14 protein-coding genes and 1 riboswitch are annotated in these 13,519 nt (G+C 72.3%); of the genes, 4 read left to right on the plus strand and 10 right to left on the minus strand.

Going from position 1 to position 13,519, the window contains the following annotated elements:
* Nucleotides 1-6 precede the first annotated feature (6 nt).
* The 7 genes from ACIOGZ_RS34375 to thrC all read right to left on the minus strand — a co-directional run bounded on the left by ACIOGZ_RS34375 (nucleotide 7) and on the right by thrC (nucleotide 6,318).
* Nucleotides 7-993: a hypothetical protein gene (locus tag ACIOGZ_RS34375; RefSeq protein WP_400988837.1), complete on the minus strand. Its 987-nt coding sequence runs from the start codon at nucleotides 991-993 to the stop codon at nucleotides 7-9.
* Nucleotides 990-1,373, minus strand: coding sequence for a PadR family transcriptional regulator (locus ACIOGZ_RS34380; RefSeq protein ID WP_363584890.1), 384 nt, complete (start codon nucleotides 1,371-1,373; stop codon nucleotides 990-992). Before ACIOGZ_RS34380 ends, ACIOGZ_RS34375 begins: the two co-directional genes overlap by 4 nt.
* A gap of 121 nt (nucleotides 1,374-1,494) precedes the next feature.
* A complete protein-coding gene (locus ACIOGZ_RS34385) occupies nucleotides 1,495-1,851 on the minus strand; it encodes a hypothetical protein (protein WP_363584888.1) in 357 nt (118 codons plus the stop codon).
* 95 nt (nucleotides 1,852-1,946) lie between these two features.
* Nucleotides 1,947-3,569: a chaperonin GroEL gene (gene groL / locus ACIOGZ_RS34390; protein WP_063348228.1), complete on the minus strand. Its 1,623-nt coding sequence runs from the start codon at nucleotides 3,567-3,569 to the stop codon at nucleotides 1,947-1,949.
* A 346-nt stretch (nucleotides 3,570-3,915) separates the two neighbouring features.
* A complete protein-coding gene (locus ACIOGZ_RS34395) occupies nucleotides 3,916-4,119 on the minus strand; it encodes a cold-shock protein (protein WP_030289665.1) in 204 nt (67 codons plus the stop codon).
* A gap of 600 nt (nucleotides 4,120-4,719) precedes the next feature.
* Nucleotides 4,720-4,998 carry a MoaD/ThiS family protein gene (locus ACIOGZ_RS34400; RefSeq protein WP_363584886.1) on the minus strand — a complete coding sequence of 93 codons (279 nt, stop codon included), beginning with the start codon at nucleotides 4,996-4,998 and terminating at the stop codon, nucleotides 4,720-4,722.
* A 39-nt stretch (nucleotides 4,999-5,037) separates the two neighbouring features.
* Entirely contained in the window at nucleotides 5,038-6,318 is a 1,281-nt protein-coding gene (thrC, locus tag ACIOGZ_RS34405) for a threonine synthase (RefSeq protein ID WP_363584884.1), read from the minus strand.
* Nucleotides 6,319-6,335: 17 nt separating this feature from the next.
* Nucleotides 6,336-6,472: riboswitch (SAM riboswitch) on the minus strand.
* Between the two features lie 171 nt (nucleotides 6,473-6,643).
* On the opposite strand from thrC, the gene ACIOGZ_RS34410 reads away from it, so the two are divergent.
* Both ACIOGZ_RS34410 and ACIOGZ_RS34415 read left to right on the plus strand, forming a co-directional pair.
* Nucleotides 6,644-7,621, plus strand: a complete 978-nt coding sequence (locus ACIOGZ_RS34410; RefSeq protein WP_400988848.1) for a glucosyl-3-phosphoglycerate synthase — start codon at nucleotides 6,644-6,646, stop codon at nucleotides 7,619-7,621.
* 50 nt (nucleotides 7,622-7,671) lie between these two features.
* Nucleotides 7,672-9,138: a trehalose-6-phosphate synthase gene (locus tag ACIOGZ_RS34415; RefSeq protein WP_363584880.1), complete on the plus strand. Its 1,467-nt coding sequence runs from the start codon at nucleotides 7,672-7,674 to the stop codon at nucleotides 9,136-9,138.
* A gap of 86 nt (nucleotides 9,139-9,224) precedes the next feature.
* On the opposite strand, the gene otsB is transcribed toward ACIOGZ_RS34415, so the two are convergent.
* Together otsB and ACIOGZ_RS34425 are read right to left on the minus strand one after the other, a co-directional pair.
* Nucleotides 9,225-10,064 carry a trehalose-phosphatase gene (gene otsB, locus ACIOGZ_RS34420; protein ID WP_400988840.1) on the minus strand — a complete coding sequence of 280 codons (840 nt, stop codon included), beginning with the start codon at nucleotides 10,062-10,064 and terminating at the stop codon, nucleotides 9,225-9,227.
* Between the two features lie 30 nt (nucleotides 10,065-10,094).
* Nucleotides 10,095-10,355 (minus strand): DUF3263 domain-containing protein, encoded by a 261-nt coding sequence (locus tag ACIOGZ_RS34425; RefSeq protein ID WP_363584876.1) that lies wholly within the window; start codon nucleotides 10,353-10,355, stop codon nucleotides 10,095-10,097.
* Nucleotides 10,356-10,422: 67 nt separating this feature from the next.
* Here ACIOGZ_RS34425 and ACIOGZ_RS34430 point away from each other — a divergent pair, with 67 nt between their 5' ends.
* Nucleotides 10,423-10,773: a cupin domain-containing protein gene (locus tag ACIOGZ_RS34430; protein WP_363584874.1), complete on the plus strand. Its 351-nt coding sequence runs from the start codon at nucleotides 10,423-10,425 to the stop codon at nucleotides 10,771-10,773.
* A 49-nt stretch (nucleotides 10,774-10,822) separates the two neighbouring features.
* Here ACIOGZ_RS34430 and ACIOGZ_RS34435 read toward each other — a convergent pair whose 3' ends face one another.
* Entirely contained in the window at nucleotides 10,823-12,103 is a 1,281-nt protein-coding gene (locus ACIOGZ_RS34435) for an extracellular solute-binding protein (RefSeq protein ID WP_400988842.1), read from the minus strand.
* Nucleotides 12,104-12,396: 293 nt separating this feature from the next.
* On the opposite strand from ACIOGZ_RS34435, the gene ACIOGZ_RS34440 reads away from it, so the two are divergent.
* On the plus strand, nucleotides 12,397-13,344 hold the full coding sequence (locus tag ACIOGZ_RS34440) for an ROK family protein (protein ID WP_363584870.1): 948 nt from the start codon (nucleotides 12,397-12,399) through the stop codon (nucleotides 13,342-13,344).
* Nucleotides 13,345-13,519 lie beyond the last annotated feature (175 nt).

Raw genomic sequence — 13,519 nt, forward strand, 5'->3', positions numbered from 1 at the left:
CCCGGGTCACGCCAGGCTGCGCCCCTTCCCGGAGTCCCCGCCGAACCATCCGCCGAACCGTCCGCCGGGCCCGATCCGGCGCATCGCCACCGCGGCCGCCACCAGGAGCAGCAGCACCGGCGCCGCCATCGGCAGCACGTGCCAGAACCCGCGGCCCTCGCGCCAGATGTTGAACAGGCCCGCGAACATCGTCAGCGACAGCACCGCGACCCCGACGGCCGCCGGCAGCACCCGGCCGCGCAGCGCGGTGAAGGTCAGCAGCAGCGGCCCGATCAGCAGCGCCGCGAACCACTGCATGTCCAGCGGGAAGGTGGAGTCGCCCCAGTGCTGGAGCGCCACCAGCAGCCCGCCCCCGAGGACCGAGGCCAGCGCCAGCCCGCCGGAACGCCAGGAGGCCCTGGGCAGCAACTCCGTCGGCGCCGCGGCCAGCAGCAGCGCCCCCAGCACGAACGGCATGGTGGCCACGCTGCTGTCCCCCACCCCCCAGAGGTCGAATTCCGGCGGCAGCACGACGGCCTGCGCCAGCACGAACAGCGCGGAGACGGCCTGGAGCAGCGAGATGACCCGCACTGCCGTCCAGCGCCCCGTCACGACGGCCACCGCGAGCAGCAGCGCGATCACCGGCGGCGCGATGGTCAGCGCGTACGTGGTGTACGAGGGGTCCCAGGTCAGCCGGCGGGCGGCCCGCTCCGCATCGCTCACCCACGGCACCAGCGCCGCACCGGCCAGCGCCCCGGCGACCATCGGCGCGGCCAGCGCGAGCACCCGCCCGGCCAGCGAGGAGCCGGTCAGCCCGAGCCGCACCCGCAGCCCGTACGCGGCCAGGTCGAACGCCTCACGGGCGACGGCCGAGCGGCCCGCCTCCGCCGTGGTGTCGGCGAACACCGCGGCCAGTTCCTCGCCGCGCTCCCGGCGGTAGCGGGGCGGGTAGAACTGCAGCGCCGCCCGCAGCGCGGTCGAAGGCGCCCCCATCGTCGGTGTGGTCATGGTCATGCGAAGAACCCCCTCATCATCGACTTCCCCTCCGGCTCCGGCTTGCCCTGGAGCGCCGACCAGACGTTCGCGAGACGGCGCTCCGCCTCGGTGGCGACGGCCCGCAGCCGCTCCGCCTCGGAGGCCAGCGCCTCCCGGCCGACGCTGGTCAGCGCGTAGCTGCGCCGCGCCCGCCCGTCCACGACCTCCTCCGCGGCGACCTCGATCAGCCCCTGCTGGAGCAGGCGGTCGAGGGCGCCGTACAGGGTGCCGGTGCGCATCTTGACCCGGCCCTCGGAGATGGCGGCGATCTCCTGGATGAGGGCGTAGCCGTGTCTCGGGGCGTCCGCCAGAGCGGTGAGCAGCAGCAGCGTCGGCTCCTGCATCGAGCGTTCAGTCATACGACTACATATATCGTCAACCTACCTATAGGTCCAGTACTCCCGCCGCCCGGTCCACGACGCGGACCACGAGCGGACTGGGAACGGACCAGGAGCGGGCTGGGAGCGGACCACGAGCGGGCTAGGAGAGTTCCCCCACCGGCGCGACCACCGCGCCCTGCTTGCCGCACACCCAGTGCGGCTCCGGCCCCAGCTCCGGCTCCACGCCGAGCGCGTGCGGGTCCCCGTCGGCGGCGCAGGCGGTGCACAGCGGCCAGCGCCCGTACGCCTCCAGCAGCGCGTCCTGGATGTCCTGGGCGACCAGCCCGAGCACGTACCCGGTGCCGTCCGGCCACTGCTCCAACCACCAGCGGCGGTGCGTCACGGCCTGCTCCACCAGGGAGACGACGGCGGCGTCCGCCACGTCCCGCGAGGTGAGGTCGGCCAGGATCAGCGCCCGCGCGTTGTGCAGCGCGGTCTCGATGTCGTCGGAAGCCATCTGTCCATTCTCCGGTAGAACGCCGTGTGGGCGGCCCCCCGAAGGGGACCGCCCACACGATCAGGAACCAGCCGATCCGATCGGTGCGATCAGGATCAGAAGTCCATGTCACCGCCCGGCATGCCGCCGCCGGCGGCCGCAGCGGCCTTCTCCGGCTTGTCGGCGATGACGGCCTCGGTGGTGAGGAACAGCGCCGCGATGGAGGCGGCGTTCTGCAGCGCGGAGCGGGTCACCTTGGCCGGGTCGATGATGCCCTCGGCGATCAGGTCGACGTAGGTGTTGGTGGCCGCGTTCAGGCCGTGACCGGCGGGGAGGTTGCGCACCTTCTCCACCACGACGCCACCCTCCAGGCCGGCGTTGGTCGCGATCTGCTTGATCGGGGCCTCCAGCGCGACCTTGACGATGTTGGCACCGGTGGCCTCGTCGCCCTCCAGCTCCAGCTTGTCGAAGGCGACCGAGGCCTGGAGCAGCGCGACGCCACCACCGGCGACGATGCCCTCCTCGACGGCGGCCTTCGCGTTGCGGACGGCGTCCTCGATGCGGTGCTTGCGCTCCTTGAGCTCCACCTCGGTGGCCGCGCCGGCCTTGATGACGGCCACGCCGCCGGCCAGCTTGGCGAGGCGCTCCTGGAGCTTCTCGCGGTCGTAGTCCGAGTCGCTGTTCTCGATCTCGGCGCGGATCTGGTTCACGCGGCCGGCGACCTGCTCGCTGTCACCGCCACCGTCGACGATGGTGGTCTCGTCCTTGGTGATGACCACCTTGCGGGCGGTGCCCAGCAGGTCGATGCCGGCGTTCTCCAGCTTGAGGCCGACCTCCTCGGAGATCACGGTGCCACCGGTGAGGATGGCGATGTCGCCGAGCATGGCCTTGCGGCGGTCGCCGAAGCCCGGGGCCTTGACGGCGACGGACTTGAAGGTGCCGCGGATCTTGTTCACGACCAGGGTCGACAGGGCCTCGCCCTCGACGTCCTCGGCGATGATGACGAGCGGCTTGCCGCTCTGCATGACCTTCTCCAGCAGCGGCAGCAGGTCCTTGACCGAGCCGATCTTGGAGTTGGCGATGAGGATGTAGGGGTCCTCGAAGGTCGCCTCCATGCGCTCCAGGTCGGTCGCGAAGTAGGCGGAGATGTAGCCCTTGTCGAAGCGCATGCCCTCGGTGAGCTCGAGCTCCAGACCGAAGGTGTTGCTCTCCTCGACGGTGATGACGCCTTCCTTGCCGACCTTGTCCATGGCCTCGGCGATGAGCTCGCCGATCTGGGTGTCGGCGGCCGAGATGGAGGCGGTGGAGGCGATCTGCTCCTTGGTCTCCACGTCCTTGGCCTGGGCCAGCAGCTGGTCGGAGACGGCGGCGACGGCCTTCTCGATGCCGCGCTTCAGGGCCATCGGGTTGGCGCCGGCGGCGACGTTGCGCAGACCCTCGCGAACCAGGGCCTGGGCGAGCACGGTGGCGGTGGTGGTGCCGTCACCCGCGACGTCGTCGGTCTTCTTGGCGACCTCCTTGACGAGCTCCGCGCCGATCTTCTCGTAGGGGTCCTCGAGCTCGATCTCCTTGGCGATGGAGACACCGTCGTTGGTGATCGTGGGGGCGCCCCACTTCTTCTCCAGCACGACGTTGCGACCCTTGGGGCCGAGCGTGACCTTCACTGCGTCGGCGAGCTGGTTCATGCCACGCTCAAGGCCGCGGCGAGCTTCCTCATCAAAGGCGATGATCTTGGCCATCAGAAGTGGTCCTCCGGGACACGGTCGACTGCTCGGACCAAGGGGTGCCCGCGACGGACGGCCCTGGTGTGCGGGGGTCCTTTCCCCTACCGCTCCCGGGGGCCTCACCGACCCGGTCCGCTGTCACTCTCACGCTGTGAGTGCTAACGCCAATAATTAGCACTCGGGGTGGTCGAGTGCAAGCCCAATCGCGATCCCGCGAGCCGCCCGGGGCGCTCCCGCCGACCCGCGCAACTCCCCGCCGGGGAACGCCGACGGGCCCGTACGACGCGTGTCGCACGGGCCCGTCGAGAAGCGAGTGGTCACCAGCCGTGGGCCGCGCCGAGCTCCTGGGGTCGGAAGGGGGTCACACCGCGGCGCGGACCATGTCCGCCTGCGGGCCCTTCTGTCCCTGGGAGATCTCGAACTCGACCCGCTGGCCCTCCTCGAGGGTGCGGTAGCCGTCCATCTGGATCGCGCTGTAGTGGACGAAGACGTCCGCACCACCGTCGACCGCGATGAAGCCGTAGCCCTTCTCCGCGTTGAACCACTTGACGGTGCCCTGAGCCATTCCGAACTCCCCTAGTGCTGTGCTGGCCCTTCACGCGCCCGCAGGTCGCGGGCCCGGGTCTGGTTTGAAGGCCGGCCCGGGGAACCCCCCCTGGGCGCAGCCGTGCACGCCGCAACCCTCCGCCGGGGGTGCCTGACGGCGCCCTGTGAGCGGGTGATTACGTCGACCGCGGCTGAATGTATCCGGATCGACGCCCTCTGCAACAGGGTCAGCTGCGGGGAATTCCGGCACCACGCCAAGGGGCAGGACGGGCCAAAGCGGGAGGAATTCGGCATTTCACGCCGGACATAGCGGACGGATTACTGCAAATCCCCGCGGGAATTCTGACATCTGCCTGACATGTTTCACGGCCCAGGCACCCGACCGGTCTCAGCGGCCGGACGACCGTCCGGCGATTCGCGGGTGATTCGCGGGTGATTCGCGGGTGAGGATGAGGGGAAGCCCTGTTCCCAACCGAGCCACACTCTACTCCGACTTGACCCCGCCATATTCCCGCCGAAATGCGGCCGGCCGCCCGTGCGTACGGAGAACGGAATTCCGTACGCGCGGACGGCCGGTCGGACGAGCGGCTCGGGCGGGGTGCCCGGATCGGGGCGCGGCTCAGCAGCCGCCGGCCACCGCCGGGATGATCGAGACGCTGGCGCCGTCCGCGATCCCGGTCGCCAGGCCCTCGGCGAAGCGCACGTCGTCGTCGTTCACGTAGACGTTGACGAAGCGGCGCAGCTTGCCGGCGTCGTCCAGGATGCGGGCGGCGATCCCCGCGTGGTTCTTCTCCAGGTCGGCGATGACCTCGCCCAGGGTGGCGCCCTCGGCGGCCACCTCGGCGGCGCCGCCGGTGTAGGTGCGCAGGATGGTGGGGATACGGACGTTGGCGCTCATGGTTCTCCTAGCGGACAGGGCCCAGCGGGGTGGGGGGATTCAGGCGGACGCGAGGCCGGCGTCGTGGAAGGACGCCAGGGTCGGGCGGATGACGGCGGTCATCCCGGCCCCGGCGACGGCGTCCAGGGTCTTCAGGCCGTCGCCGGTGTTGATCGCGACGGTCTCCTTGGCCGGGTCCAGCTGGCCGGTCTCCACCAGCTTCTTCAGCACGCCGACGGTCACCCCGCCCGCGGTCTCGGCGAAGACGCCCTCGGTCCGGGCCAGCAGCCGGATCGCGTCCACCACCTCGGCGTCGGTGACGTCCTCGACCGCGCCGCCGGTGCGCCGGGCGATGTCCAGCACGTACGGGCCGTCCGCCGGGTTGCCGATCGCCAGCGACTTGGCGATGGTGTCCGGCTTGACCGGGCGGATCACGTCCTGGCCGGCCTTGAACGCCGCCGACACCGGGGAGCAGCCCGCCGCCTGGGCGCCGAAGACCTTGTACGGCCGGTCCTCGACCAGGCCGAGCCTGATCAGCTCCTGCAGCCCCTTGTCGATCTTGGTCAGCTGGGAGCCGGAGGCGATCGGGATGACGATCTGCTCCGGCAGCCGCCAGCCGAGCTGCTCGCAGATCTCGTACGCCAGCGTCTTGGAGCCCTCGCCGTAGTAGGGGCGCAGGTTGACGTTGACGAAGCCCCAGCCCTCGCCGGCCGGGTCGCCGATCAGCTCCGAGCAGAAGCGGTTCACGTCGTCGTAGTTGCCCTCGATGCCGACCAGCTCGCCGCCGTACACCCCGGCCATGACGACCTTGCCCTGCTCCAGGTCGTGCGGGATGAACACGCAGGACTTGAAGCCGGCCCGGGCGGCCGCCGCGCCCACCGCGCCGGCCAGGTTGCCGGTGGAGGAGCAGGAGAGCGTCGTGAAGTCGAAGGCCCGCGCGGCCTCGATGGCGCAGGCCACCACGCGGTCCTTGAACGAGTGGGTCGGGTTGCCCGAGTCGTCCTTGATGTGCAGCTGCGCGGTGAAGCCCAGCTCGCGGCCCAGGTTGTCCGCCTTGACCAGCGGGGTCCAGCCGGGGTTCAGGTTGGGCTTGGTGGCGACGTCGGCCGGGACGGGCAGCAGCGGCGCGTAGCGCCAGATCGAGCTCGGGCCGGCCTCGATCCGGCGGCGCAGCGCCTCGGCGTCCTCGCTGCCGAAGTCGTACGCGATCTCCAACGGGCCGAAGCACTCCAGGCAGGCGAAGCTCGGACCGAGCGGGAAGCGGGTGCCGCACTCCCGACAGGACAGCGCGGTGGCGGGGCCGAGGTCCACGGATGCGGGTGCGACAGTGTCGATAGCCATGATGGCGGAGGCCTCTCTCCTCATCTTCCCCGTGGCACGGTCGCGCCACAGGCCGGAATTGGCACCTGTCCCGCCGGGGCCTGTCGACAGACAGCCGCGCGAGAAGGTTGCCGGGACGTCAACGGGCCGTTCCCTCAGTCCCTCTGGATGAGCTTGTGAAATTGTGGTGGTGCTCAACGGCGACCCCGGCGTGCAAAGGTCCGGCCGCTGTACGAAGACTGTATCCGAAGGCGTCAACCCCGAACGGGATCGTCCGCCACGCGAGATGGCGCGTCCCACCGACCCCGCCGAGGAGAGTCCCGTGCCCGCCGAACCGACCCCCGCGCTGCTCCCGCAGGCGGCGTCCTGGCTGCGCCGCCGCTCGTGGAGCGCGGTCGACCGGCCGGTGCACGCCCTGCTGGAGGCCAAGCGCCGGACCGGCCACACGGTCAGCGTGGTGCTGCCCGCGCTGGACGAGGAGGCCACCGTCGGCGACATCGTCCGCACCATCCGCCGCGAGCTGATGGAGCGCCTCCCGCTGGTCGACGAACTCGTCGTGGTCGACTCCGGCTCGGCCGACGCCACCGCCGCCGCCGCCGCCCGGGCCGGCGCCCGGGTGGAGTACCGCGACGCGATCCTGCCCCGGCTGCCCGCCGTCCCCGGCAAGGGCGAGGTGCTCTGGCGCTCGCTGCTGGTCACCCGCGGCGACATCGTCTGCTTCGTCGACGCCGACCTGCGCGAGTTCGACCCGGCCTTCGTCTCCGGCATCCTCGGCCCGCTGCTCACCGAACCGGACATCCAGCTGGTCAAGGCCATGTACGACCGGCCGCTGGAGACCGAGGGCGCGGTGGTCCCGGCCGGCGGCGGCCGGGTCACCGAACTGGTCGCCCGCCCGCTGCTCAACCTGCACTGGCCGGAACTCGCCGGTTTCGTCCAGCCGCTCGGCGGCGAGTACGCGGCCCGCCGCGCGCTGCTCGAACGGCTCCCCTTCCCCACCGGCTACGGCGTCGAACTCGGCCTGCTGGTCGACGCGCTGGAGACGGTCGGGCTGGACGCCCTGGCCCAGGTGGACGTCGGCGTCCGGCACCACCGGCACCAGGACGGCCAGGCCCTCGGCCGGATGGCCGCCACCATCTACCGCACCGCCCTCGAACGCCTCGACCGCACCCACCGGCTGAAGGCCTCGGCCGACCTGGTCCACCCGCTGCTGACCCAGTTCACCCGCGACCCGCAGAGCCGGGAGTTCACCGCCCACACCCACCCGGTGACCGCCCTGGAACGCCCGCCCATGCACACCGTGCCCGAGTACGCGACCCGACACTGAACACCCACCGAAAGGGTTTGCCGCTCCGGAGCCCCGGCAACGTACCAACCATGGGCGATCTCACGACCGAACGTTCGAGTGCGACCGGCACCGCCCCCGTCCTGGTGGCCTCCAATCGGGGACCGGTGTCGTTCGGCACCGCGGACGACGGCACGCTGACCCTCCGCCGCGGCGGCGGAGGCCTGGTCTCCGGCCTCTCCGCCATCGACGACCCCGACGCCGTCTGGGTCTGCGCCGCCCTCGGCGCGGCCGACCGGCAGGCCGCCAGAGGGGCCCCGGACGGCCGCCTCGACCTCGCCGGGCACGACGTGGGCGGCCAGGCCGTCCGCATGCTGGACATCGATCCCGACACCTTCGCCCGCGCCTACAACGGCGTCGCCAACTCCACCCTCTGGTTCGTCCACCACCTGCTCTACGCCACCCCCACCGCCCCCGCCTTCGACGCCGGGTTCCGCACCGAGTGGGCCGCCTACCGCGCCTACAACGCCGCCTTCGCCGAGGCGCTGGCCGCCGAGGCCGCCCCCGGGGCCGCCGTGCTGGTCCAGGACTACCACCTCTCGCTGACCCCTGCCCTGCTCCGCGCCGCCCGCCCCGACCTGCGGATCGGCCACTTCTCGCACACCCCGTGGGCCCCGCCCGAGTACTTCCGGCTGCTGCCCGACGACGTCGCCGAGGCCGTCCTCACCGGCATCCTGGGCGCCGACCGGGCCGGCTTCCTGACCCGCCGCTGGGCGCTGGCCTTCGCCGACTGCTGCGCCGACCTGCTCGGTGCCGAGGTCGACCGGGACGCCATGACCGTCACCCACGCCGGCCGCACCACCCGGCTCGGCGTGCACGCGCTCGGCGCCGACGCCGACTTCCTGCGCGAGCGCTCCCACCGCCCGGACGTCGACGAACGCCTCGCCGCCCTCCGCGAGGCCGTCGGCGGGCGGCGCACCATCGTCCGGGTCGACCGCACCGAGCTGAGCAAGAACATCGTCCGCGGCCTCCAGGCCTACCGGCACCTGCTGCGCACCCGCCCCGAATGGCACGACCGGGTGGTGCACATCGCCTTCGCCTACCCCTCGCGCACCGACCTCGCCGAGTACCGCGCCTACACCGCGCAGGTCCAACGGCTCGCCGAGGACATCAACGCCGAGTTCGCCACCCCCGCCTGGCAGCCGCTGATCCTGCACGTCGACGACGACTTCCCGCGTTCCCTGGCCGCCTACCGGCTCGCCGACGTGGCCCTGGTCAACCCGATCCGGGACGGCATGAACCTGGTCGCCAAGGAGGTTCCGGTGGTGTCCGACCACGGCTGCGCCCTGGTGCTCTCCCGCGAGGCCGGCGCGCACGCCGAACTCGCCGAGGACGCGCTCACCGTCAACCCGTACGACATCATCGCCACCGCCGACGCCCTGCACGCCGGCCTCACCATGCCCGAGGGGGAGCGCGCCGACCGCACCAAGCGCCTCGCGGCGGCGGCCACCGCGCTGCCCCCGCAGCAGTGGTTCCTCGACCAGCTCAACGCGCTGTGAACCAGCTCAACGCGCTGTGAACCGGCTCAACGCGCTGTGAACCGGCTCAACGCGCTCTGAACTCGCTCAACGCGCCGCCGCCCGGCTCAGACCGCGCCGACGGCCGCGCCCAGCGCCGCGAGCAGCTCCACCACGCCGGCCGGGCCCGGGACCACCAGGTCGGCCCGGTCGGCGAGTTCGCGCACCGGCGCGTCCCCCACCGCGCCGCTGCACACCAGCAGCCCCGCCACCCCCTCGCCGCGCAGCTTCTCCACCGCCGCGAAGGCCGCCACGTCCCCCAGGTCGTCCCCCGCGTACAGCACCGAACCTGCCCCGCGCTCACGCAGGAAGCCGGTCAGCGCCGCGCCCTTGTCCACCCCCGGCGGCCGCAGCTCCAGCACCAGCCGCCCGGGCTCCACCACCAGCCCGTGCCCGGCCGCCAGCTCGCCGACCGGCGCCCGCAGCAGCTCCAGCGTCTCCTCGGGCGCCGCCGTGCGCCGGGTGTGCACCGCCAGCGAGCGCCCCTTGTCCTCCAGCCACGTCCCCTCGGGCGCCCCCGCCGCCGCCAGCAGGCCAGGCAGCGCCGCCCGCGCCCCGGCCACCCCGGGGTGCACCGGCGGCGCGGTCACCTCGCCGCCCTCCCAGCGCTCGGCGCCGTAGTGCCCCAGCACCACGACCCCGGGCAGCCCGTCCAGGCCGCCGTACTCCGCCGCCAGCGCGGCCGGCCGACCCGTCACCACCACCACGGCCCGCACCGCCGGCACCAGCGCCCGCAGCGCGGCCGCCGCCCCCGGATGTGCCCGCGCCCGATCGGGATCCGCCACGATCGGCGCCAGCGTCCCGTCGAAGTCCAGCGCGATCACCGCCTCGCCCGGCGCCGCCAGGATCGCCCGCAGCCCGTCCCGCCCGGCAGCCGTGACCGGCACCCACTTCTCGTCAAAGCCCATGCCCGAGCCCTACCCCGCGGCCCCGTCCCGCTACCGTGCCGCCCGCCGGGCCTCCCGGATCCGGCGCAGCCGGTTCACCAGGACAGGGGCGTGCGCCAGGGCCTCCGGCCGGTCCAGCAGCGCGTTCAGCAGCTGGTAGTACCGGGTGGAGGAGAGCCCCAGTTCCTCCCGGATCGCCCGTTCCTTGGCCCCGGCCGTCCGCCACTGCCGCCCCTCCAGGGCCAGCACCGCCACGTCCCGCTCACTCAGCTCGCCCACCAGGACACCTCCGCCATCACTACGGAGTGTCATTCTCCCGCGTGAGCCGGACACACTGTGCGCCCTCCGGCACCCGGCCGCCCCGGCTAGCGTCGGCGGTATGACCACGCCCAGCTTCGCCGTGCACATCCCCACCGCCGACCTCGAACCCGATCCGCTCGACCCGGCCCAGATCGTCTCCGGCACCCCGGAGGTCTCCGGCCTGGTCCTCGCCGAGTCCCCCGACGGCCGCCAGCTGCGCGGCATCTGGCAGATCACCCCCGGCGTGGTCACCGACGTGGAGGCCGACGAGTTGTTCGTGGTGCTCAGCGGCCGGGCCACCATCGAGGTCGAGGGCGGCCCGACCCTGGAGGTCGGCCCGGGCGACTGCGCCGTGCTGCGCGAGGGCGACCGGACCACCTGGACGGTCCACGAGACGCTCCGCAAGGCCTACGCCATCACGCTCCCCTGACGAGCCCGCCCCTGACGCCCCCGCCCCTGGAGGGCGCCCCGGCCCGGGTTCACTTGCGGACCCGGGCCGCCTCCTTGACCGCCGCGTCCTGCAGCCCGGCGAGCGCCTGCTTCGGGTCGCCGGTGACGGCCTGCCCGATCCCGGCCTTGATCCGGTTGCTGACGTCGCCCCAGGCCGGGTCCCCGAACGGGTAGAAGCTGGCGTTGGTCAGCCCGACCGCGAACTGCTTGAGGTCCTCGTGCTTCGGGTCGGACGTCATCTGGTTGAACGCGTCCTGCGTGACCGGCAGCAGGTTGTACTGCTCGTCGAACTTCAGCTGGAACTCGCGGGAGTAGGCGAAGGACAGGAACTTCTTGATCTCGTTCTTGTGCCCGTTGGCCTTGAACGCCATCATCCAGTCCGCGACGCCGAGGCTGCCGGTCTTGCCCACGCCGTCCTTCTTGGGGATCGGCGCCGTCCCGAAGTCGATCTTCCCGGCGGTGGCCATCCGCAGCAGCGTCGGGTGCCCGTTCAGCATCGCGACCTTCCCGGCCGCGAAGTCCTGGAAGACCGGGGTGCGGTTCATCTTGCCCGGGTCCGGATAGGTCAGCCCGGTGGCCACCAGGTTGTTCTTCAGCCAGCTGAAGGTGGCCTGGTTCTGGGTGCTGTCGATGGTGTAGTTGCCGACGTCGTCGGAGAGGCTGCCGCCGCCGCTCAGCGTCCACAGCATGGACTCGGCCGGTGCCTCCTCCGGCCCGAGCGGCAGCCCGTACGGGGTCACGCCCGGCACCTTGGCCTTGATCTTCTCGGCGTCCTGGCGCAGTTCGTTCCAGGTGGCCGGCGGCTGGGTGATGCCGGCCTGGCGGAAGACCGCCTTGTTGTAGAAGAGCACCCGGGAGGAGGAGACGAACGGGATGCCGTACTGGGTGCCGAGCACCTGCCCGGCGTGCGCGAAGGTGTCCAGGAAATTGGCCTGGGTGTCCATCGAGAGCACGTCGGCGGCCGGGTACAGCCGGTCCGCCGCGACCTGGTCGGCGAAGCCGCCGGTCTGCAGCAGGTCGGGGGACTTGCCGGCCGCGATCATGTCGTCGACCTTCTTGCCGATGTCGGTCCAGCTGTCCACCTCGACGTCGACCTTGATGCCGGGGTTGGCGGCCTCGAAGCCGCGCGCGATCTCGTCCCAGTACAGCTTGGAGCTGGTGTCGGTGCTCTCCCCGTAGTCGGCGGCGACCAGCTTGAGGGTGACCGGCCCGTCCTCCTGCCCGCCGCAGGCGCTGACGGCGGTGAGTACCAGTGCTCCGGCCAGCGCGGTGCCGAGGACGCGGGTGGGAACGTGGGCGCGCCTGTTCAACGCGGGTACCGCCTTCAGGGGAGAACTGCGACCGGACGGGGGAATCCGGGAGGGGGGAGGCGCAACACTGCCAAACCCACCGGGCAGTGGTCCACACCACTGTGCCGAGCCCGCCGAGTAGTTATCGAAGTGCGGACGTCATTGCACGATGCGCAACAGAAGGTGAACGGAAGGCGCCCGGCGCAAAGCCGCTCACACTGCCCCCATCTGCGACAAAGCTCACCTACTTTGGACCAGACCAATCCGACAACTGGACTAGACCTCTTCTACCCGACCAAGGGAAACTGTCCTCCGTGAAGCACGTCATCGCACTCGATGTAGGCGGCACCGGCATGAAGGCCGCGCTGCTCGCCCAGGACGGCTCCGTGCTGTTCGAAGCACGCCGACCGACCGGGCGGGAGCACGGCACGGACGCCGTGGTCACCGCCATCCTCGACTTCGCCGCCGACCTGGCGGACGAGGGCCGGGGCCGCTTCGGCGTCGCCCCGCTCGCGGCCGGCGTCGCCGTCCCCGGCACGATCGACGAGAGGAACGGCATCGCGGTCTACTCGGCCAACCTCGGCTGGCGGGACCTCCCGCTGCGCAAGCTCCTGGGCGAGCGCCTGGCCGGGCCCGACCGCGCCGTCATCCCCGTCGCGCTCGGCCACGACGTGCGCTCGGGCGGCCTGGCCGAGGGCCGGCTCGGCGCCGGCCGGGGCGTCGACCGCTTCCTGTTCATCGCGCTGGGCACCGGCATCGCCGGTGCCATCGGCATCGGCGGCCGGATCGAGGCCGGCGCGCACGGCTACGGCGGCGAGATCGGCCACGTCGTGGTCCGCCCGGGCGGACCGCAGTGCGGCTGCGGCGCCCGCGGCTGCCTGGAGACGCTCGCCTCCGCCTCCGCCGTGTCCCGTGCCTGGGCCGCGGCCAGCGGCGACCCCGACGCCGACGCGGCATCCTGCGCCGCCGCGGTGGACGCCGGGGACGACCGCGCGCTCGCGGTCTGGCAGGGCGCCGTCGACGCCCTCGCCGACGGGATCGTGCTCGCCCAGAGCCTGCTCGACCCGTCCACGGTGATCGTCGGCGGCGGGCTGGCCGAGGCCGGTGACACGCTCTTCGACCCGCTGCGCACGGCGGTCACCGAGCGACTGACCTTCCAGATGCCCCCGAAGGTCGTACCCGCCATGCTCAAAGACACCGCCGCGTCCCTGGGCGCGGGCCTGCTCGCCTGGGATCTGCTCTCCATGGAGGTGACCGCGTGACCACCGCGGACCGTGACCGTACCGCACTGGCCGGCGCCCGGCTGGTCCTGCCCGGCGGCGTCGTCGAGGGCGGCCACCTAGCCGTCGAGGGCGACCGGATCGCCGGCCTCGGAGGCGAGAGCGAGCCCGGCGACCTCGACCTGACCGGGTACACCGTCGTCCCCGGCTTCGTCGA

Source organism: Kitasatospora sp. NPDC088160 (genome assembly GCF_044741445.1).
Lineage (GTDB): Bacteria > Actinomycetota > Actinomycetes > Streptomycetales > Streptomycetaceae > Kitasatospora.